Genomic DNA, 22,045 nt, shown 5'->3' on the forward strand with positions numbered 1-22,045 from the left:
AGGCGGGGCGGGTCAGGCCCGCTCCGCCGCCCCATAGGCGATCAGACGCTCCATCACGTCGCGCGCCTTGGCGTCGTCCATCGCGCTGAAATCCGACAGGCTGATCGTTGCGCCTGCGAGCAGGCGTTCAAGCCCGGCCTCGGCCTCTGAGTCAAAGGTCAGCGCGCCGCCCGGGGCGACGAGCGCAAGGTGATCGTCCTCCTCGGTCAGCTCCAGCGCGATCAGCGGTCGGCGTTTGATCCGCGTCTGAGGTGAGAGCGCACCAAAGGTCAAGGCGCCGCGTGTATCCGCCGGGCGCGAGGTGATGGCGGTGTCGGTGAACAAGTGGATCACCGCATCCAGATCAGCGTTTTGACCGACCTCACGCAGCGCGCTTTGAAACGCGTCATCAAAATGTTCGCGGCTGACCGCGCCCTTGGCGTAGCCCGGCGGCAGGGCGCGGCGCAGGGCGGGCGTGCGCAGCGCGGCTTCTGAGACCGCTTCGAGCAGGAAGTCCGCCCAGGTTTTCGCCAGCAGGCCCGTGGTGATGTGAAGCGAGGCCTGATCATCGCCCTCATTGACCGCGTCATGCATCAGCCCGCGCGGCACATACAGGACATCACCCGGCTCCAGCACCAGCTCCTCGCGGGGCTCGGTCTGGGCGAAGCGGCCCGGCGTGAAGCGCTCGCCGCGATAGGGCACGCCGACCGGGGCGTCATAAAGCCGCCAGCGTTTGCGGCCCTCCACCTGCAAGACCAGAACGTCATGATTGTCGTAATGGGTCTGAAACCCCTGCGCGTTGGGCGGGGTGAGGTAGATATTCGTCTGCACGGGGCAGGAAAAGTCAGCCTCCAGCTGGCGGCACATATCCGCCAGCGGTCGGTGTCGCGCCTGCAGCTGGGGCAGGATCAGCGTCGCGCCTTGCTGATAGAGGCGGGCGACTTCGCCGCGATCCACCAGGCCATCTTCGCGCAACCACACGCCGTCAGCCAGGCGCGGCTCGGCGCGCGCCATGGACAGATCGCCCTCGCGGAACAGGCCTTCGGCCAACAGGGCGTCAATCACCTCGAGGCTGATCAGGGATGAAAAACGATCGGGCGCCGATCCCGGCGCGTGGAGCGCCCGGACCTCAAACACGCTCTTGAAAAACTTGTCCGGCGCGTGCGGCGCGATCAACTCGGCCAGCACGCCCGGCGTTTCATGAGATACGGTCATCTCGCTTAGCAGCGCCGGCCCTGATTGGCGGGATCGGCATACGGGCCGCTATCAGAATCCGTACACTGACGACCGCCGCGCTGGCCGCCTCTGTACCCGCCGCGCCCCTGACCGACCGGATCCGCGTAAGAGCCCTGGTCATTGTCGGTATAGCCGCCGCCTTGCCCGCCCCGGCCCTGACCTGGCGGGTCGGCATAAGGGCCTTGGTCATTATCGGTATAGCCGCCGCTCTGTCCGCCGCGCCCTTGCCCGGGCGGATCCGCATAGGGCCCCTGATCACTGTCGGTATAACCCCCGCGTTGACCGCCGCGTCCCTGTCCGGGCGGGTCGGCGTACGGGCCCTGGTCCGCATCGGTATACCCGCCTTGATGGTCGCCTCGGCCCTGACCGGGCGGATCCGCGTAGGGGCCCTGATCAGCATCCGTGTACCCCGATTGGCCGCGGCAGTTGCGACCTTGGTTGGCGGGGTCCGCATACGGGCCCTGATCGGCGTCCGTGCAGTTGCGCCCGCCGCCATATCGGCCATTGCGCCCATACCCTGCGGCATCGGCATAAGGACCTGAATCCGCGTCCGTTTGACCGGTATAACCTGGGCCGCCCGTCGTCGCGCAACCGGTCAGGCCTGCCGCGCCGATCACACTGGCGCCGCCGGCGACTTGCGTCAGAAAAGAGCGCCGTGAAAGCTTGCGCTTCTTGCTCATGTCCGTCTCCCCCAAAGACTAAAACCTTACACTGATTATGGGTTGCAGGAAACTGAACGCGAGCTGAACGGATGAACGTGCACGCAATGGTCGCCTTTTGTTCTGGGCGCTTTATGGTGTGAGGGATGAGCGCTTCGATTCGCATACTGGGCATTGATCCGGGGCTGAACGCCACGGGCTGGGGGGTGATCGACCAGACGGGCTCGCGCCTGTCGCTGGTGGAGTATGGCGTCGTCAAAGCGCCGCCCAAAGCCCCGATGGCGGAGCGTCTGACCGTGATTTACAACGCCATCGAAGAGCTGGTTGAGCGCTATAAGCCGCATGAAGCTGCGGTGGAGGATCAGTTTGTTCACGCCAGCGCCGTCAGCGCGCTCAAGCTGGGTCAGGCGCGGGCGGCGGCGATGCTGGCCCCTGCGCGGGCCGGGTTGGTGGTGGGCGAATACGCGCCCAAGCTCGTGAAGAAATCGGTGGTGGGCACAGGCTCTGCAGAAAAGGCGCAAGTGGCGGCAATGATCGCGATTTTGCTGCCGGGCTCAAAAGCGGATGCGGACGCGGCGGATGCGCTGGCGGTCGCGATTTGCCACGCTCACCACAGAACCGCGATGAAAGGACTGGCCTCGTGATTGGAAAGCTCAAGGGCGTTGTGGATTGTGTCGGCGAGGAAGAGGCCGTCATTGACGTCAATGGCGTCGGATATCTGGTCAGCGCCGGATCGCGCACGCTCGCCCGGCTGGAGCCGGGCAAGCCCGTCTCGCTTCACATCGAAACCCATGTGCGCGAGGACCAGTTCAAGCTCTTTGGCTTCTTAAGCGATTCAGAGCGCGCCTGGTTTGTTCGTCTGCAATCAGTGCAGGGTGTCGGCGCCAAGCACGCGCTCGCCATGCTCGACGCCATTGATGTGGGCGAGATTGAAAGCTCGGCCATCCTGGGCGATCCCATGGCGTTTGAACGCGCCAAGGGTGTCGGCAAGAAGCTCGCCCAACGCATCGCCACTGAACTCAAAGACAAGGCGCCGCCGCTCGGGCGGTCTCTCGGCGCCGGCGCAGCGGGGCTTGCCGCAGCTCTGGCGCCTGCGGGCGCGGAGGCGCCGGCTTCGGCTCCGGCCTCGCACGATAATCTGATGCGTGAAAGCGCCGTCTCCGCGCTGGTCAATCTGGGCTATGCGGAAAGCGATGCGCGCAAGGCCGCCGCGGAAGCCTTGCGTCAGCTCGGCGATGATGCGACCGAAGGGCTGGTGATCAAATCGGCCCTGAAGGAGCTGGCGCGTTGAGCGAGCCGGAAGACCGCATCATCTCTGCTGACGCCAATCCCGATGACGGCCGGGACAAGGCCTTGCGTCCGCTCTCGTTTGAGGATTTTGTCGGCCAGCCCGCCGCCATCGCCAATCTGAAAGTCTTCACCCAGGCCGCCGGGCGGCGCGGCGAGGCGCTGGATCACGTCTTGCTGTCCGGCCCGCCGGGTTTGGGCAAGACCACTTTGGCCCAGATCGTGGCGAAAGAGCTGGGCGTGAATTTCCGCGCCACCTCCGGTCCCGTCATCGCCAAGGCGGGCGATCTGGCGGCGATCCTGACCAATCTGGAAGAACGCGACGTTCTGTTCATCGACGAGATCCACCGGCTGCTGCCTGCGGTGGAGGAAATCCTCTATCCGGCGATGGAGGATTTTTGTCTGGATCTGGTGATCGGGGAGGGGCCGAGCGCGCGCACCGTACGCATCGATCTGCCGCCCTTCACCCTGGTGGGCGCCACCACACGCGCCGGCCTTCTGGCGACGCCCCTGCGTGACCGCTTTGGCGTGCCGGTGCGGCTTGAGTTCTATTCGGTGGATGAATTGTCAGGCATCGTCGCCCGCGCGGCCCGCAAGCTGGGCGCGCCCATGAACGAAGATGGCGCGACCGAGATCGCCAAGCGCGCCCGCGGCACGCCGCGCGTCGCCGGGCGTTTGCTGCGCCGGGTGCGCGATTTCGCCGAAGACGACGACGCATCGGTGATTGACGCCAAAGTCGCTGACGGCGCCTTGCGCCGGCTTGAAGTGGACGCGGTGGGGCTCGACAGCCTCGACCGGCGTTATCTGCGGGTTCTGATCGAAGGCTTTGGCGGCGGGCCTGCGGGCGTTGAAACGCTGGCGGCGGCCTGCGCCGAGGCCCGCGACGCGCTCGAAGACGTGGTCGAACCCTTCTTGATCCAGCAAGGCTTCATCATGCGCACCCCGCGCGGCCGGGTGGCCGCCAAGCGCGCCTATGAGCATCTGGGCTTCACCATGCCGCGGCATCTCAGCGACGATCTGTTCGGGGAGGGCTAGAGATGGCCGAACCGCATGCCGGCGTCTGGCTGGACGACAAGACCCACCAGCTGTCTGTCCGCGTCTATTATGAGGACACCGATTTCACCGGGGTCGTCTATTACGCCAATTATCTCAAATTCCTTGAGCGCGGGCGGACCGACGCCTTGCGGTGCGCGGGCGTCAGCCATGCCGAGATTCTGAAACTTGATCCGCCGCTGGGTTTCGCCGTGCGCAAGATCAATCTTGAGTATCTCAAACCCGCCCGCATCGACGACGCCCTGACCATCGAAACGCGGTTCAAGGCCGTCAAAGGCGCCCGTCTGATGATCAGTCAACGTGTGGTCTGCGCCGCCGAAGTGCTGGTCACGGCGGATGTGGAGGCCGCCTGCATTGATCTGGAAGGGCGGCCCCGGCGCTTGCCCAAAACCCTGCTCGATCAGGTGCAACGCTACGTAACCGGCTAGAATCCTCCCTCAATTCGCCGCAATCTGCGTCTTTTCTCAGCCTGTCACACTGACGAAGCCGAGTTCGGCTTGGCGTGACGCGTGCGTGCGGTTACACCTGCAGCCCGAGGGCGTTTCATAATGACGCATCCGCTTCGCCGGATGCGCGAGGGTCTAGCGGAGTTTCCATGGAAAGCGTTGCAGTTGAGCTGACGGGTCCGGCCACTGAACTGACCATCATGCATTTGTTCATGCGCGCCGACATCGTGGTGAAAGCGGTGATGGCGATCCTGGCGTTCATGTCGGTCTGGTCCTGGGCGATCGCCATCGAGAAATGGCTTCAATTGAACAACGCCCATGCCGGCGCGTCTCGCTTTGAAAATGATTTCTGGTCGGGCGGCTCTCTCGACGAGCTGGTCGCAAAATACGCAAAACCCGCCAAGGAGCCGTTTGGCCGCGTTCTGGCGGCGTCCATGCGTGACTGGGACGGGTATGCGGTCGCCAAAAGTGGCGGCGCGGAAGCCAATCGCGAACTGAGCAAGATGGAGAGCGGGCTGGGCGTTCTGGCCATTATCGGCTCGGCGGCGCCCTTTATCGGTCTGTTCGGCACGGTGTGGGGGATCATGAACGCCTTCCGCTCGATCGCCGCGTCCGACAACACCTCGCTGGCGGTTGTGGCGCCGGGTATTTCCGAAGCCCTGTTCGCCACTGCGCTCGGGCTGCTGGCGGCTATCCCGGCCGTGATCTTCTTTAACGCCCTGTCGTCAAACCTCTCCAAATACGCCTCCCGCCTTGAAGGTCTCGTAGATGATCTGGCGGCGCTGGCGAGCCGGGGGAGCTGATTGATGGCTGGCGGTCTCGACACCGGCGGCGGCAATGGACGTCGCCGCTTCAAGCCCAACGCCGAAATCAATGTCACGCCCTTTGTGGATGTGATGCTGGTGCTGCTCATCGTGTTCATGATCTCCGCGCCGCTGCTGACTGTCGGCGTCGAGGTGGATCTGCCCGACACAGAAGCGCGCGCCATGACCACGTCGGAAGAGCCCCTGACCCTGACCATCCAGTCAGACGGCACGCTCTATCTGATGGAGACCGAAGTGGCCTTTGACGAGCTGGCGCCCCGCCTTCAGGCGATCACCGGCGCGGGGTCCGAAGCGCGTATTTATATTCGCGCCGATGACGGCGCGCCCTATGGCGACGTCATGCGTGTGATGGCCCGGGTGTCAGCCTCTGGCTACACCAATATCGGCCTCGTCACCGAACCCATCCGCGAATAGGGAGGCCGGGCCATGCGTCAGGCCCTGGGGCTCATCGTGTCCCTCATGGTTCATGCGGGACTGGTCGCGAGCGCGCTGATCGCGTTTCCGCAATCGCGTCGCCTGACTGAAGAGCTGATGGTCGTTCCGGTGGAGTTGGTGACGCTGGCGCGTGAGACCAATGTGCGCGCGGCGCGTCCCGAGCCCGAGCCCGAACCCGAGATCGAGCCGGAAACGCCCGCGCCTCAACCCGCGCCGGAGCCTGAACCTGCGCAGCCAGAAGCCGAGCCCGAAATCATTCCGCCTGCGCCGCAGGACGAGCCTGAACCTGAGCCGGAACCCGAGCCCACACCGCCAGAGCCCGAACCTGAGCCCGAGCGGGAGCCCGAGCCCACACCGGCTCCGCGCGAGCCTGAACCGCAGCAGCCGTCTCTCGATCTGGGTGCATTGTCTCAGCTTGTGGACCGGTCGCGCGAAAACACGGCCCCGCAAGGCCGCGCCGAAGTGGGCGAAACCCGCAATCAGGTCGGTCCAGGCACTGCGATGACCGCCAGCCTGTCAGCGATGGCCGCGTCTCACATGAACCGCTGCATTCGCTCGAACGCGGACGCGCCAGCCAATATGGATCTGCGAATTTCTATGGAGATCCGGCTGGAGCGCAATGGCCGCCTGTCTGTTCCGCCGCGCCTGATCGATGAAGCGCGCATCATGAATTCGCCCAATTCTTTCCTGAGAGTGGCGGGTGAACGGGCCTTGCGCGGCGCGATCGAATGCCAACCCTATCCTCTACCCCCCGAACACTATGCCCAATGGCGGGTGCTTCGGGTCAATGTCGACACGCAACGCAATCGCTGACCCCAGTCGTTCGAACCCGGGAGCTTCCCATGACCGCCCTGCGCCAACTCTTCGCCTCGATCGTCGCGCTGATCGTGATGGCCGCATCGGCTTTCGGGCAAACACCCCTGGTGGTGGATGTGACCGAAGGCACGCTTGATCCGACGCCAATCGCCATTCCCGATTTTCTGGGTGCGGACACGCGCGAGGGTGAGATCGGCGCCGATATCTCCCGCGTGATCACCAACAATCTGCAGACGTCCGGGCTGTTCGCCCCGGTCGAACCCGAAGCCTTCATTGAAGATATCACCGATATCAATCTGCGTCCTCGCTTTGGCGACTGGCGGGTGATCAATGCGTCGGCCTTGCTGGTGGGCGAAGTCAGCATTGACGAGAATGACCGCATGCTGGTCGCGTTCCGGCTGTGGGATTCCAATACCGAACAGCAATTGCAGGGGCTGCAATTCGTCACTTCGCCGGACAATTGGCGCCGGATCGCGCACAAGGTGTCTGACGCCGTCTATCAGCGCATGACGGGCGAAAGCGGGTATTTCGACACCCGCATCGTTTATGTGTCTGAAGGCTATGGCCCCAATGACGAGCCGATCCGTCGCCTGGCGGTGATGGACCAGGATGGCGCGAACCCGTCCTTTCTGACCGACCGGTCTTATATGGCGCTATTGCCGAACTATTCGCCCAGCGCCCAGCAGATCACCTATGTGTCCTTCCGTGACGGCCGGGCGACCAGCTATCTCTATGATCTTGAGACCGGACGCCAGGAAGCGCTGTTTGATTCCGGTCCCTCGCTCGCCAGCGAAGGCCAGTCCCTGTCCGCCCGGTTCCATCCCGAGGGGCGCGCGCTGGTGGTCTCCGCCGAGCGCCATAGCGGGCACGATCTGTTCCGCTTTGATCTGCGCTCGCGCACCTTGCGCCAGCTGACCACCCATCCCGCTGATGATGTCGAGCCGTCCTATGCGCCTGATGGTGAACAGGTGGTCTTCTCGTCTTCGCGCGGCGGACAGTCTCAACTCTATGTGATGAACGCAGACGGGACCGACCCTCAGCGCATCACCTTTGGCGAAGGCCGCTATACGACTCCGGTCTGGAGCCCGCGCGGCGATCTGATCGCTTTCACGAAACAGCGCAATGGCCAGTTCATGCTGGGCGTTGTGGCTGCGGACGGCTCGGGCGAGGAGCGTATCCTTTACGAAGGCTATTTCGTGGATACGCCCGCCTGGTCGCCCAATGGCCGCGTGTTGTTGTTCACACGAGGCGACAGAACACGCGAGGGAACAACGTACTCGATCTGGAGCACTGACCTTGCGGGTTTCAACCTGCGCCGCCTGCCGACACAGGGTCAAGCCAGCGACCCGGCGTGGTCGCCCTTGATCGACTGAGCTTTGCTCGGCTAAGGTCTTAACCGAGGTGCGCGTTTTGGGGATTTTTGGGGTGTGAAGCGCGCCAATTCTGATAGAATCCACACCGATTTGCCTATGCGGATCGCCATAGGCTTGGAGAGGGACGACACCAACATGAAACGCCTGTCAATTCTTGCCGCTCTGGCGCTCAGCGCCACGCTGGCCGCTTGTGCTTCCCAACCGGAGCCGGTGGCCCCGATGCCTGAGCCTGAGCCGCAGCCGGTCTATGAGCCTGCACCTGAGCCGGCGGGTCCGACCCCGGGTTCGGTTGAAGACTTTGAAGTGAATGCGGGCGACCGCGTTTTCTTCGCTCTGGATCAGAGCACGCTGTCCAGCGAAGCGCGCGCGACCTTGCGTCGTCAGGCCGCCTGGCTGTCCTCTTATCCGGGCGCCCGCATTCTGGTCGCCGGTAATTGCGACGAACGCGGCACGCGTGAGTACAACCTGGCGCTGGGCGCACGCCGCGCCAATGCGGCCCGTGACTTCCTGGTGAGCCAGGGCGTTGACCCGTCGCGCATCTCCACCGTGTCCTACGGGAAAGAGCGTCCGGTCTGCCGCCAGTCCAACGAAAGCTGCTGGGCGACCAACCGGAACGCCATGACCATTATCCAGTCCGGCGCCGTGTCGTAAGACAGGACCTGAAAAGGATTGATTGAAACGCCCGCAAGGTTCATCCTTGCGGGCGTTTCTGCTTGAGGGGGCAGTCTAATGATTATCAGAGCATTTGTAGGACTTGTCGTTGCGCCGGTGGCCGCTGTCGCCGCGCTGTATGGTCTCTCCATGGTGATGGAGCCGTCACCGGGCGTGTATGGCGCGCCGGGGTCTGACCCGGTCACCAGTGAAGAGCCGGTTTCCGAACCTCATGAAGAACCGATGGGCGAACCGCCGATCGCTCTGCCTTATGACGAGGGCGGCGCCGCCGCGTTTCTGGCGGATCTGTTTGAGGGGACGGACGCCTATTGGCTGTGGGGCGTGGACAGCCGCGCGGACCTCGCCTCGTTCTCCGCCCAGATCGCCGAACCCGGTTCGGGCGGTGAGGCGGTCTGCACGCCCAGCCATGTCCAGCTGCAATGCACGCTGCGTCGTGAAGACGGGTATGGCTACGCCTTCGCCCTGCAAAACATGGACGGTGAGGGCTGGAGCGTCGTGAATGACGAAGTCCGACTGCTCAACAATTCCTGACTTCGCCTTGATTTCGCCGTTTGCTCGACGACACTAGCGCTCATAGCCCTGAGCCGCTTCACAGGACCGCTGCGCCATGATTCGTTCGCCTTTCTCCGCACTGTCAGCGCTTTTGCTGATCACCGCCCTGCTCACTCTTCCGGCCGAGGCGCAGTCGCGCCGGGAGCTGGCGGCGCGCCTGGATGCGGTTGAAGCGCGATTGGCGGAGGTTGAGGCGCGGGCGCTGCAAGGCGACCCGGTGGCGGAAACGCTGATGATGCGCGTGGATGATCTGGAGCGTCAGCAGCGGGTTCAGACCGGCGAGATCGAACGCCTCAATTTTGAAAATCGCCGTATGCGCCAGGAACTCGAGCAGCTTGGCGTCAATGTGGACCGGCTGCTGTCAGGCGGCGCGGCCTTTGGCGCAGCAGGGGATGAAATGGGCGCGACGGGAGACCCTTTGTCTCTGGGCGGCCCGTCAGACCTCCTGTCGGCAGACGAAGTCGATTCAAGCGATCCATACGCTGAAGCGCGGGCGTCCACCGTGCAGCCCTTGCGCGCGCCGACGCCCGGCCAGAGCACGCCAGCGCCGCGCGGGACAGGACGTGAAGGCCTGTCGCAAAGCGCGGCTTTGCCCCAGCTGAACGCAGACATTCAGGAGCTGGACGCCCCGCCGGAAGCGGTCATGGATGCCGACACCCTGTTCCAAACCGCGAATGCGCGCCTGCTCGACGGTGATTTTGGCGGCGCACGCGAATTGCTGCGTGAGTTCACCCAGAGCTATCCTGAAGACGCCAAAGTCGGCCAGGCCTGGTACTGGCTGGGCGAAACCCATTTCATCAATGGCGATTTCCAGGATGCGGCGGACTCCTATATCGCGTCCTTGCAGGCAGATCGTCAGGGCGCCCGCGCACCTGACGCTTTGGTGCGGTTGGGAGCCTCGCTGGCGGCTTTGGGCGAAACCAGTCGCGCCTGCCAGGTGCTGGCCAGCTTCCCGTCCGAATTTCCGCGCGCCGGTGAGGATGCGCGCCGCAAGGCGCAACGTGAGACCGCACGGATCGGCTGCCGATAGGGGGCGACGTGTCTGAAGCGCTGGCGCTCGGGTTTTCCGGCGGCGGAGATTCCACCGCTCTGCTCCATGCCTTGCGGGCCGCGTTTCCCGATCTCACGCTGCATGCCTTGATCGTTGATCATCAATTGCGGCCGGAAAGCGCGACCGAGGCGGCTGATAGCGCAGACTACGCCCGATCCCTGGGGGCTGAACCGCATATCCTGCGATGGACGGCGCCCAGGAAGAACCAGGCCGCCGCGCGTCAGGCGCGCCATCGCCTGTTGGCGGGGGCGTGCGAGGGGCTGGGGGTGCATCTGTTGTGCCTGGGCCATACGCTGGATGACCGGATCGAAACCCTGCGCATGCGGGCCAAACGCGAGGGCGGTTGGCGGACCTTGACCGGCATGACCCGGTTTGACGCGTCTCCGGTCTGGCCCGAAGGGCGCGAGTTGACGGTGGCGCGCCCGTTTCTCGAGTTGAGGCGCGCAGAGCTGCGTGACTACCTCAATCGTATTGAGGCGCGCTGGATCGAGGATTCCTCGAACGAAGACGCCCAGTATGAGCGTGTGCAGCTGCGCCAGAAGGCGTATCCGCCCGGAGGTCCGGCGGAGCATGGCTTGTTGAGCTTGTCCGACCAGAGTGTGGATGCAGAGCGCCTGCTGCGCAGCGCAGCCTGGCGCCTGGTGGAGCGGGCTGTAAGCTGGACGCCCTGGGGCGGGGCGCGATTGAATGCGGACATGGTCTCACTGGCGGCCAAACCCATGGCGCTGCGCGCGATGGAGGCGGTCATGCTCGCCGTGTCTGGAGAGGCGCGGACGCCGTCCCCTGACGGGGTCGAGGCCTGTCTGAAGGCGCTCGAAGCGCGAGAGGCGCATACGCAATCGGGTGTGCTTCTGACCGCTGACGGCGTGATGGGCCGGGATCCCGGGGCCGTGCTTGGGCGGGCGGACGGCGGTGCGGCGCCTGTAGTCCTGGAGCTGCAAGCGGGTGAGGTGGGTCTGTTTGATGGCCGATTTGAAGTCCGGGCGGAGACGGCATGCCGGGTAGAAGCCTTGGGTGAGCGGTCACCGCCGGACGATGTTTCCCTCGCCGATGTGCCGCAAGCCCTCCGCCAATCGTTAACAATGATGACGATTGGCGCTCGCGCTGAGGGAGACGAAATCGTGCACTTGCCATTGGGCGACACAGACAATTGGTCGCTGCTTTGCATGACGCGCTTGCGGCGCTGGCTGCTTCCTTGCGACGCGCCGGCATGGTTTGATGGGGACAAATCTGCGTTGCACATACGCAGCGCACTGGCAAAAACGGTCTGACGTCCCAATATCAGACCTAAGATTTTGATGACCGCCTCAGATGCGCGCCCGAAGTGATGGCGGCGCGGACAAGGACACTGACGATGAATATGCGCAATATGCTGGTTTGGGCGATCTTGCTGGTGCTGCTGCTGGCGCTGTTCAACATGCTCCAGGGGCCCAGCCAATCGGCGCCCTCCAACGAGATCAACTATTCCCAGTTCATGAACCAGGTCGAAAGCGGTCAGGTCAGCTCTGTCACCATTCAGGGCGAGACGATCACCGGTCAGACCACGGGCGGCGCTACCTTCCGCACCACCATTCCGGCAGACGCCAATGTGACCGCGGCGCTGCGGTCTGCGGATGTGGACATCACTGCGCAACAACCCAGCGAAGGCGGCATCAGCCCGCTGGGCATTCTGATCAACTGGTTCCCGATGCTCCTCCTGATCGGCGTGTGGATCTTCTTCATGCGACAGATGCAGGGCGGCGGCCGCGGCGCCATGGGCTTTGGCAAGTCCAAAGCCAAGCTGCTGACGGAAAAGACGGGCCGCGTCACCTTTGACGATGTGGCGGGCATTGATGAAGCCAAGGAAGAGCTCCAGGAGATCGTCGAGTTCCTCAAAGACCCGTCCAAGTTCCAGCGTTTGGGCGGCAAGATCCCCAAAGGCGCGCTTCTGGTTGGCCCTCCGGGCACCGGTAAGACGCTGACCGCGCGCGCTGTTGCGGGCGAGGCGGGCGTGCCCTTCTTCACCATTTCCGGCTCTGACTTTGTCGAAATGTTTGTCGGCGTCGGCGCGAGCCGCGTGCGCGACATGTTTGAACAGGCCAAGAAGAACGCGCCTTGCATCATCTTCATTGATGAGATCGACGCCGTGGGCCGTTCGCGCGGCGCCGGACTTGGCGGCGGTAATGATGAACGCGAACAGACGCTCAACCAGCTGCTGGTCGAGATGGACGGCTTTGAAGCCAATGAAGGCATCATCCTGATTGCGGCGACGAACCGTCCGGATGTTCTGGACCCAGCCCTTCTGCGTCCAGGCCGCTTTGACCGTCAGGTCATGGTGCCCAACCCCGACATCACGGGCCGTGAGAAAATCCTCAAAGTCCACATGCGCGACGTGCCGCTGGCTGATGACGTGGAGCCCAAAGTCATTGCGCGCGGCACGCCGGGCTTCTCGGGCGCAGATCTTGCGAACCTTGTGAATGAGGCTGCACTCTTGGCTGCGCGTCGCAACAAACGCGTCGTCTCCATGGCCGAGTTCGAGGATTCCAAGGACAAGGTCATGATGGGGCCGGAGCGCCGCACCATGGTCATGACCGAGAAAGAACGCACGCTCACCGCCTATCACGAATCCGGTCACGCTATCGTGGCGCTGAACGTGCCGGCGGCGGATCCGGTTCACAAGGCGACGATCATTCCGCGCGGTCGCGCGCTGGGCATGGTGATGCAGCTGCCCGAGGGCGACAAGCTGTCGATGACCCATCAGGAAATGACGTCACGTCTGGCCATCATGATGGGCGGGCGCGTGGCTGAAGAGCTGAAATTCGGCAAGGAGAACGTCACCTCCGGCGCCGCCAGCGACATCAAGCAGGCGACCCGTCTGGCCCGCGCCATGGTCACCCAATGGGGCTTCTCTGAAGAGATTGGCCCCGTCGATTATGGCGAAGACCAGGGCGATGTTTTCCTGGGCCAGCAATTGATGCAGTCGTCTAAAATCTCTGCCGAAACCTCCGCCAAGATCGAACGAGAGGTCAAGGCGCTGGTTGAGGGCGGTCTGAAAGAGGCCCGCCGCATCCTGACCGAAAAGAATGATGACTGGGTGGCTCTGTCTGAAGGGCTTCTTGAATACGAAACTCTGTCCGGTGACGAGATTGTTGAACTGTTGAAGGGCAACAAACCCCATCGCGACACGGATGTGCCGCCCAAAGCGGATGGCGGTTCGACGCCGTCGGGCGCGGTGCCGGTCATTGATGATGACGAGGATGAAGCGCCGAGCAGTGGCGGGCTTGAGCCCAAGCCGGGCGGCGCCTGATAGGCCTTGAAACCAGACGATCAAACGGCCGCTCCGGCAGGAGCGGCCGTTTTTTTGTCAGTGTGCGTCAGTGAGCATTTTAATCAGATGATCAAGCGTGGTGGGATCCAGAAAGGGTCGCCCGCTTTCCAGCGCCAGCGCTTCTATCGAGCATGTTGGATCAGACAACCAGGATGTCCCGGCTGCCTGCTCATGCATGACCTGTCCCTTGACGCACAGCCAGGTCCGGGCGGACGCATCATGTTCGAGGCGTATGCCGCGATAGCCCAGCCGTGTGGGCGGGGTCCATTTCGGGCCGGCGGGCAATCCCTCAAGCGCCTCGAGCAAACGGGTGGCCAGCTCACCCGACACAAGCCATTGAGGATCCCGTCGCCCGGAGTAGATCTGAAGGATCACACGTACGGTCATTGAACCGGCCTAGCTGATCACCACGCCGGCATTGGTGATCATGTAACTGCAGAACTGGGTGTAATCACCGCGGTCGCAGGTGGCGGGATCGGTGATCTGGGCGCCGGCATTGTCGGTGTTGATCACAGGGGTTGAACCCGGCTTGTGCGACCAGCAGCCATTTGAGTCCTGACGATACCAGTGGAAATCCTGGCCTGGCCAGATGACCAGCGCCACATACCAGCCGGGTGTTTCGTCGGAAAAATTCGCCGAGGCGACGAGCCCGTCCGAGACTGCGCTGGGCTGAACCCCGCCGCAGCTCATGCCGGTCATGGGCGTGCCAGAGGCGCGACCGGGCTGGGCGAAGGTGTTGGTGGCCTGGTTGTTGGCGTAATTATAGCAATTATTGTTCGCCAGACGGACAGCATTGTTGTTCCACCAATCGGGGTCATAGGCGGGCGCATTCTGACCCTTGCAGTCGGGACAGTCGACTTGCGGCAGGGCGGTGAGCAAGGGCCGTTCATGGGCGTGCGCGAGAGCGGATTGCACGGCAGCGCTCAGGTCGAGGCGCTTGAGCGCCAGCGTGAGCAGTTCTTGCTCAAGCTCAGGCGCGCCCATCAGGGTCAAGCCGTGGGCGCTCGCGGCGCCCAGGGCGTCCTGGCTCATGGCGTCCATGTCCGATCCAGGCTCAACAGGCAGCAGCGTAAACCCCTGATATCCCAGCCCGCGGCTGGCGTTCGGGCTGGCGGGCCCAACCTCGAGCGCCCGTTTGAACAGGGATATCGCCTCTGTTTCTGACAGGGTGAAGCGCGGATTGGGGCGGCCGGAGAAGATGTTCAATTGCACGGACAGGCTCATGGGATCCTCCCTTGATGAAGAGCGCCACAAGTATGCCTGAGGGAAAATTACAACCTATGAGTTTGTGCGGCGACACTGTCGCTCAATCCAGATCAGCCCTGCAGGATCACGCATGCAGGGCTGGCAGAGCAGGTGGCGCGATCAGGGCGTGATGCGCACACCCTCGGCCTGTTCAAGCGCAGCGGTGACGCCCCAACCGCCAAAGGTTTCAGACACTGCGAAGGTCAGGGTGTTCTCGCCCGCTCGCAGGTTCAGCGGCACGGCCACATGCCGGGTGATGGTGCCCAGATAGCGATAGTCGCGGCTGCGCCAGTCATTATTGCCGACAAACAGACGTTCGCCGTTCAGGAACACCTGAACCCGGTCGGAATAGCCAAATCGGACCAGCGCCGTGCGGGGGGCGTCAGCGCGCAGTGTCGTCTCGGCGAAGACCGTATCACCTTCGGAATGGCGGGTGACGCTCGCCAGATTGGCGATCTCGTTATACGCCACGTCGAGCGCGGTCCAGCGCTCGCGAGAGGCGTGCAAGCTATCAAAACTGTGCTCGGCCAATAGCGCTTCGCTGAACGGCGATGAGACGCGCCAGGTGCGCACAAGGTTCGCCGCTGGCTCTGTTGCGCTGCGTTCGGAGGCGCCGACAATCTCGGGATTGCGCTCAGGCGTGACGCGCACATTGCGCACATAGCCTGACGCCACGTCGTTGGGCGCCAATTGCCAGAAGCCGACCCAGCCTGCGCCCTCTTCACGCTGCAGGTCAGGAATGTGATGGATCAGCGCACCGTCCATGAAGATGTCGGCTTGGTCCTCAGCGACCACAACGCGCACATCCATCCAGCGGTTCAGACCATGATTGACCTGGCTGATGGCGTCTGGATCGGAAAAGATCTGCCAGCCCGTCACGCCGTCATAAGCGGGGGTGTACTGAACTGAGTCCGGCATGGTGTTGAGGTGGTGGCGGAAATAGAACTTCTCCCAATCCCCCACGCCCTGGCCGCGCCATAAAACGCCCGTATGGCCCGGAGATCCGCTGATCGCCATTTCAAAGCGGATCTCGCCAGTCTCGAACTGTGATCCATCGATCCAGATCACGCCGTCGCGAAAGTGCAGCGCGTCGCGACCCAGAAATTCAGAGCGTTCGGCCAGTTCAGCTTCGATCCGCCAGCTTTCGCCTTCAAACTCAATCCTGTCTTGCGCCCATGCGGGCGCGCTGAGCGCCGCAATGAGGGCGGCTGCGGGGAACAACAGTTTCATCTCAATCCTCCTGCCAGAAAGGGCGTTGAAGGCAGATTGGATTAAAAGTCACAGGGCGGTCTTGAAGATTTCGGACTCTACGGATCTTTCCGCATGGAGCGCGGTCGGCGTGAGCCCGGTCAGGGCTTTGACGGACCGGCTGAGGTGGGCTTGATCGCTGTAACCGCTGGTCAGCGCGATGTCCGCCCAGTTCGGACGAGTGCTCTGGTCGGCGCGTTCAATCGCCGCCAGCGCGCGGATTTGCGCTGCGAGCGCCTTGGTCCCGACGCCCAGCCGTCCGGTCATGCAGCGATGAAGATGGCGTTCACTGACCCCGGCGCGCTCGGCGAGGGCAGTGGCGCGCACCCGGCCTTTCGTGGCGCGCAACAGGCGCGCGGCCCAGATGGCCAGCCGGTCTTTTTGACGCGACGGTTCTGTCAGGGGCTGTCGCAGGCGCGGGAAATCGCTCTGGGGGAGGATGGCGTCGGTTAAGTCGTCAGGACGTACACCCAACAGGCACAGCGCCTGTTCGGGGAGAATGAACGTGCCTTCCAGCACGGAGCCCGGCGGCGGCGCGTAGAGCCGAGGGGTGCGGATAGGGCCAAAAACCCAGTGCGACTGGTCCAGCAGCTCGCCAGACGGCGCGTATAGGCTTTCGGTGACAAGGCTCAGCCGACTTTCGGGCAGCACTCTATGCGGCGCCGTGTGGGGCAAGAACCCGGCATCATATCGCCACTCATGCCCGCCGCGTTCGGCGCGGGATCGCGTTTCGCTATAGGGGCCGAGCCGCGTGATGAAGTGCGCCGTCATAAGTCACCGGTTACCGGTCAGACCCTGACGGCGCAAATCGCATTCCTGTGATCAGGGATTAGTTGCCGGCGCCAGCAGACGGCGCGACCGCCATGCGGGTTTGCACCGCAGACAGGTTGGACGCCAGCACAGCGTTGTTCGGGGCCAGGGCCAAAGCGGTTTCACAGGCCTGATGCGCTTCGGCTGTCTGGCCCAGCTGATGCAGGGCGATACAGGCGTTCGCATGGGCGGCGGCGCGGACGCTGGTGCGCGATCCGCCGTCCAGCGCGGCGCGGCTGAAGTGCAATGCGGTGGACCAGTCGCCCTGGTTGAGGGCGCGGACAGACCCGCGAATATTGGAATCGGCCACGCGGACCGGTGTGAAATCCTGGACCGGCGCGCCGGTCAGTTGCAGGGCGAGAATTGCTGTTGCAAACACGGACATATAAGCCTCCATTCAGTGGTGGCACGAATATGACGCGCCGCAGCATATGTACAATTGACTGAAACTGCATAATCGGTATTCATAGTTGAATGGATAACTGGTCAGACTACTATCTCGCCCTCTCTGTTTACGAAGCGGGCAGTCATGCCGCCGCCGGTCGTGTGCTGGGGCTCAGCCAGCCTACGGTCAGCCGCCGGATGCGCGCGCTGGAAACCCATCTGGGCGGCGCCTTGTTCGAACGTCGGGGCGATATTCTGACGCCGACAGCGCTTGGCCGGTCGGTTCTCGATCATGCTCGCAAAATGCAAGACGAGGCTGCCGCGATCGAACGTGCAGCGCGCAGCGGCAATGAGCGGATCGAGGGGCGCGTGACTGTGGCCGCCAGCGACGGCGTGGGCGCAGACTGGCTGCCAGGCGCGCTGACGCCCTTGCTCCAGGCGCACCCTGACCTGTCCGTCGAACTCAAGATCGGGTTCGAGCCGGCCAATCTGGCGGGCGGCGACGCCGACATCGCCCTGCGTTGGGGCCAACCCGGGCCGCAGCACAGCCTTCTGGCCCGCCGCGCGGCGGAAGTGGGCAGCGGCATGTACGCCTCTGAATGCTATCTCGAACGCCATGGCGCGCCGCAAACCCTTGATGACGTCGCCGATCATGTGGCGGTGGGCTGGGCGGCGCCGATTGCCTTTCAATGGCCGCGCACGCCCATTGGTGATGAGCTCAAGCCAAGACGCGACGTCATGGTGGCCGCGCATCCCAGCGCCCATCTTGAGGGGCTGCGCAATGGTCTGGGCCTTGGGGTGACCTCGCACCGCCTGGCGCGGGTCAGCCCCGGGCTTGTGCGCATCCTGCCCGATTTCGAGGTCTTGCTGGATTTGTGGCTCGTCGCCCATGGCGCTGTGCGTCGGTCCCGGGCGCAAGCCACCGTACTTGATCATATCGCCGAGGCCCTGCGCGCGGACCGGGGTCATTTCCGTCATGGCGAGCCGTCACAATATTCCAAGGTGTCGAGCCGCCCATGCTAGCCTTCCCGATCCGCCCGCACGCAGATGGTCGGCCGCAGGTTATGGGCATCGTCAATGTGACGCCTGACAGCTTTTCAGATGGCGGCCGTCACGCCAGCACTCAGGCGGCCCGCGATCATGGGCTGGCTTTGCTGGATGCGGGCGCGGATTGTCTGGATGTCGGCGGCGAGAGCACCCGACCGGGCGCCGAGCCCGTCTCTGAAAGCGAAGAGCTGGACCGGGTCGCCCCCGTGATCGAGGCGATACTGGCGGAACGTCCGCACACGCCGATCTCGATCGATACGATGAAGCCGGGCGTGGCGCGCGCTGCGGTGCATGCCGGCGCGAGCCTCTGGAATGACGTCAACGCTCTGCGCGCCGAGACCGCGCCGGAAACCGCCATGGAATTGGGGGTGCCGGTGTGCCTGATGCATATGCAGGGCGAGCCGCGCACCATGCAGGCGGCGCCGCAGTATGACGATGTGGTCAACGATGTGGCGCGCTATCTGGGCCAGCGCGCCGGCGTTTTGCTCGCCACCGGTTTTGATCGGGATCTGATCGTGCTCGATCCGGGCATCGGCTTTGGCAAGACGCTTGACCACAATCTCCAGCTTATGGCCTCGCTGGAACATTTCGTCTCTCTGGGGCTGCCGGTTCTGTTCGGCGCTTCGCGCAAACGCTTCATCCAGGCGATTGACGACACGGCCGATGAGGCGATGGATCGGCTGGGCGGCTCGCTCGCCGTCGCGCTGCACGCCGCACGCGCCGGCTGCGCCATCGTGCGGGTTCATGATGTGCGCGAGACGGTGCAGGCGCTCAAGGTGCAGGCGGCGGTTTTGAACGCGGGGGGCTAGGCCCAGCCCAAAGCCTGACGCAGCGCACTGTCCGCCATGATCTGTTCGCTGTGACGCCATTCTGCATCGGGCTGAAGGCCCGCGTCGACCAGCAACCGCGCGCAGGCCATATGGTCATCACGCGCCCCGCGCGGCGGTTCAATCCAGCCCTGCACGGCCCATCCGAGCGGCGTGGCGCTGTATTGGGCGTCGCGCAGATAGATATAGACGCCATGATCCATCAGGCGTTTCACCAGATCGGCCATGCCCATAATGGCGGCCCAGTGCAGGGCGGTGGCGCCGAACAGGCCGCGCGGATCGGGATTGGCGCCCTTGTCGAGGAGACGGTGGGCGATGGACGGGCAGGACAGGCTGATCGCGCTGATTAGCAGGCTGTCGCCATTCGCAGGGTGTATGGCGTCCAGATCTGCGCCCGCAGAGATCAAAGCGTTGGCGAACGCCAGCCCTTGCGAGTCTGAGAGGCGCCCGTCAAAGACCCGATTACAGATGGCATGGATGGGATGGGGCGTTTCATCCCCTTCAATCACAGGCGCATTGGTCAAATGCGGCAAACGCCCGAGCAATTGGCTCAGGGCGGTTGCGTCTTGAGCTTCAAGGCATTCAATCAGGCTCGACATGGATCAAGCCTGCCGCACGGCGGCAGGCTTGTCCTGTCCATAGCGTGACCGCTTGGTAAGCTAGCTGTCAGTTTTGCGCTTGATGCGCTTTAGGGGGCGGTCGCCGCCTTCCGCCTTCTTGAACGCAGGTTTGCCGCCCTCGGCCTTCTTGAAGCCGGGCTTGCCGCCCGCGCCTTTCTTGAAGCCGCCAGGTTTGGCCGCATAGGGCTTGTCGCTCTCGCGCTTTTTGAACGGCGGCTTGCCTTTCGGCGCCCAGTCGCGCTTGGGGCGCGTGTCTTCAGCGGAGCCGCCGAAGAAGTCATCATCATTATGACGCTTGGCGGCGCGCTCGTTTTTACCCGGACGCGGCGCGCGCTTGGGTTTGCTGCGGTCGCGATCCCCGCCGCGCGGGCCCTTGTTGAAGTCCGGGGCAGCGGTCTCAAACGGTTCGTCGCCCGCCAGTGAGACCCGCACATTCTTGTCGGTCTCACGCGGCTGGTTCATCGCCTGCTTGAAGCCTTCGATCTTGTCTTCGGCGATCTGGAAGCGGGTCGCGGAATCGCCAATGCGGATCGCGCCGATATCATTGCCGACCACACCGCCGATACGGCAGATGAGCGGCAAAAGCCAACGCGGTTCGGCGCGTTGTTTCCGGCCCAGATCAATCTCGAACCACTGGCCTTCGTCAAAGTCTTCGCGGCCGCGGCGCGGACCCCGGTCGGCGCGGTCCTCGCGCTGGCGCTCCGGCGGCGTGCCCGACAGCTCTTCCGGCGCCGGCATGCGGCGCTCAAGCTCCGCCAGGAATCCAGCGGCCAGTTTTTCCGCGCCAAACTGTTCGATCAGGGCGCGGATCTCTTCGATCCGGTCCTCATCCACATCATTGGCCAGCGCCGGGTGTTCAGCCAGGCGTTCGCGGTCCTTTTCGCGGACATCGTCGGCGTCCGGCGCGTTCACCCATTGCGCTTCCACCTTGGCGTCGCGCAGAAGGCGAATGATCCGGCCCTTGCGAGAGCTGGCGACAACGAACACGCTGGTGCCTTTGGAGCCCGCGCGACCGGTCCGGCCAGAGCGGTGCAGCAGGCTTTCAGCATTGGTCGGCGGTTCAGCGTGAACCACCAGGTCGAGACCTGGCAGGTCGATGCCGCGAGCGGCCACATCAGTGGCGACGCACACGCTTGCCCGGCCATCACGCAGCGCTTGCAGCGCCTTGGTGCGTTCCGCCTGGGTCAGCTCGCCCGACAGCGCCACAGCGTGGAAGCCGCGATTATGCAGCTTGGCGGCCAGACGGTTCACTTCATCGCGGCGGGCGCAGAACACCAGAGCCCGCGGCGCTGCGTGATAGCGCAGCACGTTGATGACGGCGTTCTCGCGATCATGGCCGGAGACGGTGTGCGCCAGATAGGTGATGTCGGCGTGCTGGCCGGTGGCGCCGAGCTTGGAGATGCGCAAAGCGTCACGCTGATAGGTTTCCGCGATGCGGGCGATCTCTTTGGAGACCGTGGCCGAGAACAACAGCGTGCGGCGTTCTTCCGGCGCAGAGCCGAGAATGAATTCAAGGTCTTCGCGGAAGCCGAAATCGAGCATTTCATCCGCTTCATCCAGTGCGATGGCGCGGATATTGGACAGGTCCAGCGCCTTGCGCTCGATATGGTCGCGCAGGCGTCCCGGCGTGCCCACGACGATATGGGCGCCGCGGTCAAGCGCCCGGCGCTCGGTGCGGGCGTCAAGGCCGCCCACGGCGCTGGCGAGACGCGCGCCCGCGTTGGCGTAAAGCCAGTCCAGTTCGCGCTGAACCTGCAAGGCGAGCTCGCGGGTCGGCGCGATGATCAAAGCCAGCGGCGCGCCCGCTTGCGGCAGGCGATCTTCGCCCGCCAGCAGGGTCTCGGCCATGGCGAGGCCAAACGCGACGGTCTTGCCAGAGCCGGTCTGGGCGGAGACCAGAAGGTCACGACCCACAGCCTCGTCGGTGAGAACCGCAGACTGGACTTCTGTCAGAGCGTCATAGCCCTTCGTCTCCAGCGCTGAGACCAGCGCTGAAGGAATGGTAGTGGGGAAGTTCATATGTACCTCGCAAAGGACGTGCGCCTCACAATCCCTTGCTTGAGGCCAGCCCTGAAAACCTGATCGCGCGGAGTGCCCCGGCGCGACTGAGCGGCGGCTGATAGCAGGCCTCGCATCGAAAAGATACGAAAAACCTGCATCCGCCCCGAAATGGC

At 63.9% G+C, this 22,045-nt stretch carries 24 protein-coding genes; 15 read left to right on the plus strand and 9 right to left on the minus strand.

Annotated features, from left to right (window positions below):
- Positions 1–12: 12 nt before the first annotated feature.
- Positions 13–1,194, minus strand: a complete 1,182-nt coding sequence (locus ACP154_RS07485; RefSeq protein ID WP_421860319.1) for a cupin domain-containing protein — start codon at positions 1,192–1,194, stop codon at positions 13–15.
- 5 nt (positions 1,195–1,199) lie between these two features.
- The gene (locus ACP154_RS07490) at positions 1,200–1,895 is read right to left on the minus strand and encodes a hypothetical protein (protein ID WP_421860316.1); all 696 of its coding nucleotides are present in this window, start codon (positions 1,893–1,895) and stop codon (positions 1,200–1,202) included.
- Between the two features lie 125 nt (positions 1,896–2,020).
- Here ACP154_RS07490 and ruvC point away from each other — a divergent pair, with 125 nt between their 5' ends.
- From ruvC to ftsH, 13 genes are all read left to right on the plus strand, one after another.
- A complete protein-coding gene (ruvC, locus tag ACP154_RS07495; protein WP_421860314.1) occupies positions 2,021–2,518 on the plus strand; it encodes a crossover junction endodeoxyribonuclease RuvC in 498 nt (165 codons plus the stop codon).
- Positions 2,515–3,165 (plus strand): Holliday junction branch migration protein RuvA, encoded by a 651-nt coding sequence (ruvA, locus tag ACP154_RS07500; protein WP_421860312.1) that lies wholly within the window; start codon positions 2,515–2,517, stop codon positions 3,163–3,165. The genes ruvC and ruvA overlap by 4 nt, the downstream gene beginning before the upstream one ends.
- Positions 3,162–4,196 (plus strand): Holliday junction branch migration DNA helicase RuvB, encoded by a 1,035-nt coding sequence (ruvB, locus tag ACP154_RS07505; RefSeq protein WP_421860309.1) that lies wholly within the window; start codon positions 3,162–3,164, stop codon positions 4,194–4,196. The genes ruvA and ruvB overlap by 4 nt, the downstream gene beginning before the upstream one ends.
- 2 nt (positions 4,197–4,198) lie before the next feature.
- Positions 4,199–4,642 carry a tol-pal system-associated acyl-CoA thioesterase gene (gene ybgC / locus ACP154_RS07510; protein ID WP_421860306.1) on the plus strand — a complete coding sequence of 148 codons (444 nt, stop codon included), beginning with the start codon at positions 4,199–4,201 and terminating at the stop codon, positions 4,640–4,642.
- Between the two features lie 167 nt (positions 4,643–4,809).
- A complete protein-coding gene (locus ACP154_RS07515; RefSeq protein WP_133724775.1) occupies positions 4,810–5,463 on the plus strand; it encodes a MotA/TolQ/ExbB proton channel family protein in 654 nt (217 codons plus the stop codon).
- Positions 5,464–5,466: 3 nt separating this feature from the next.
- Entirely contained in the window at positions 5,467–5,898 is a 432-nt protein-coding gene (locus ACP154_RS07520; RefSeq protein WP_022700401.1) for an ExbD/TolR family protein, read from the plus strand.
- Between the two features lie 12 nt (positions 5,899–5,910).
- On the plus strand, positions 5,911–6,732 hold the full coding sequence (locus ACP154_RS07525) for a hypothetical protein (RefSeq protein WP_421860304.1): 822 nt from the start codon (positions 5,911–5,913) through the stop codon (positions 6,730–6,732).
- Positions 6,733–6,761: 29 nt separating this feature from the next.
- Positions 6,762–8,108 (plus strand): Tol-Pal system beta propeller repeat protein TolB, encoded by a 1,347-nt coding sequence (gene tolB / locus ACP154_RS07530; RefSeq protein WP_107712396.1) that lies wholly within the window; start codon positions 6,762–6,764, stop codon positions 8,106–8,108.
- A 135-nt stretch (positions 8,109–8,243) separates the two neighbouring features.
- On the plus strand, positions 8,244–8,759 hold the full coding sequence (gene pal / locus ACP154_RS07535; protein ID WP_421860302.1) for a peptidoglycan-associated lipoprotein Pal: 516 nt from the start codon (positions 8,244–8,246) through the stop codon (positions 8,757–8,759).
- A gap of 78 nt (positions 8,760–8,837) precedes the next feature.
- On the plus strand, positions 8,838–9,311 hold the full coding sequence (locus ACP154_RS07540; RefSeq protein WP_421860300.1) for a hypothetical protein: 474 nt from the start codon (positions 8,838–8,840) through the stop codon (positions 9,309–9,311).
- A 76-nt stretch (positions 9,312–9,387) separates the two neighbouring features.
- On the plus strand, positions 9,388–10,362 hold the full coding sequence (gene ybgF, locus ACP154_RS07545) for a tol-pal system protein YbgF (protein WP_421860298.1): 975 nt from the start codon (positions 9,388–9,390) through the stop codon (positions 10,360–10,362).
- A gap of 8 nt (positions 10,363–10,370) precedes the next feature.
- Positions 10,371–11,654: a tRNA lysidine(34) synthetase TilS gene (gene tilS, locus ACP154_RS07550; protein ID WP_421860296.1), complete on the plus strand. Its 1,284-nt coding sequence runs from the start codon at positions 10,371–10,373 to the stop codon at positions 11,652–11,654.
- Positions 11,655–11,731: 77 nt separating this feature from the next.
- Positions 11,732–13,669: an ATP-dependent zinc metalloprotease FtsH gene (gene ftsH / locus ACP154_RS07555; RefSeq protein ID WP_421861381.1), complete on the plus strand. Its 1,938-nt coding sequence runs from the start codon at positions 11,732–11,734 to the stop codon at positions 13,667–13,669.
- Between the two features lie 57 nt (positions 13,670–13,726).
- Here ftsH and ACP154_RS07560 read toward each other — a convergent pair whose 3' ends face one another.
- From ACP154_RS07560 to ACP154_RS07580, 5 genes are all read right to left on the minus strand, one after another.
- Entirely contained in the window at positions 13,727–14,077 is a 351-nt protein-coding gene (locus tag ACP154_RS07560) for a hypothetical protein (RefSeq protein WP_421860293.1), read from the minus strand.
- A gap of 9 nt (positions 14,078–14,086) precedes the next feature.
- Positions 14,087–14,914, minus strand: a complete 828-nt coding sequence (locus ACP154_RS07565) for a hypothetical protein (protein ID WP_421860291.1) — start codon at positions 14,912–14,914, stop codon at positions 14,087–14,089.
- 141 nt (positions 14,915–15,055) lie between these two features.
- The gene (locus tag ACP154_RS07570; protein ID WP_421860288.1) at positions 15,056–16,165 is read right to left on the minus strand and encodes a hypothetical protein; all 1,110 of its coding nucleotides are present in this window, start codon (positions 16,163–16,165) and stop codon (positions 15,056–15,058) included.
- A gap of 48 nt (positions 16,166–16,213) precedes the next feature.
- Positions 16,214–16,954, minus strand: coding sequence for a helix-turn-helix domain-containing protein (locus ACP154_RS07575; RefSeq protein WP_421860286.1), 741 nt, complete (start codon positions 16,952–16,954; stop codon positions 16,214–16,216).
- Positions 16,955–17,012: 58 nt separating this feature from the next.
- The gene (locus ACP154_RS07580; RefSeq protein ID WP_107712405.1) at positions 17,013–17,378 is read right to left on the minus strand and encodes a tetratricopeptide repeat protein; all 366 of its coding nucleotides are present in this window, start codon (positions 17,376–17,378) and stop codon (positions 17,013–17,015) included.
- Between the two features lie 89 nt (positions 17,379–17,467).
- On the opposite strand from ACP154_RS07580, the gene ACP154_RS07585 reads away from it, so the two are divergent.
- Positions 17,468–18,400, plus strand: a complete 933-nt coding sequence (locus tag ACP154_RS07585; RefSeq protein ID WP_107712406.1) for a LysR family transcriptional regulator — start codon at positions 17,468–17,470, stop codon at positions 18,398–18,400.
- Entirely contained in the window at positions 18,394–19,233 is an 840-nt protein-coding gene (folP, locus tag ACP154_RS07590) for a dihydropteroate synthase (protein WP_421860283.1), read from the plus strand. Before ACP154_RS07585 ends, folP begins: the two co-directional genes overlap by 7 nt.
- On the opposite strand, the gene ACP154_RS07595 is transcribed toward folP, so the two are convergent.
- The gene (locus tag ACP154_RS07595) at positions 19,230–19,850 is read right to left on the minus strand and encodes an ankyrin repeat domain-containing protein (protein WP_421860280.1); all 621 of its coding nucleotides are present in this window, start codon (positions 19,848–19,850) and stop codon (positions 19,230–19,232) included. The two genes, folP and ACP154_RS07595, sit on opposite strands and share 4 nt — an antisense overlap.
- A gap of 60 nt (positions 19,851–19,910) precedes the next feature.
- Positions 19,911–21,890 (minus strand): DEAD/DEAH box helicase, encoded by a 1,980-nt coding sequence (locus ACP154_RS07600; protein WP_421860277.1) that lies wholly within the window; start codon positions 21,888–21,890, stop codon positions 19,911–19,913.
- Between the last annotated feature and the right edge of the window lie 155 nt (positions 21,891–22,045).

This window comes from Oceanicaulis sp. (genome assembly GCF_965249665.1).
Classification (GTDB): Bacteria; Pseudomonadota; Alphaproteobacteria; order Caulobacterales; family Maricaulaceae; genus Oceanicaulis.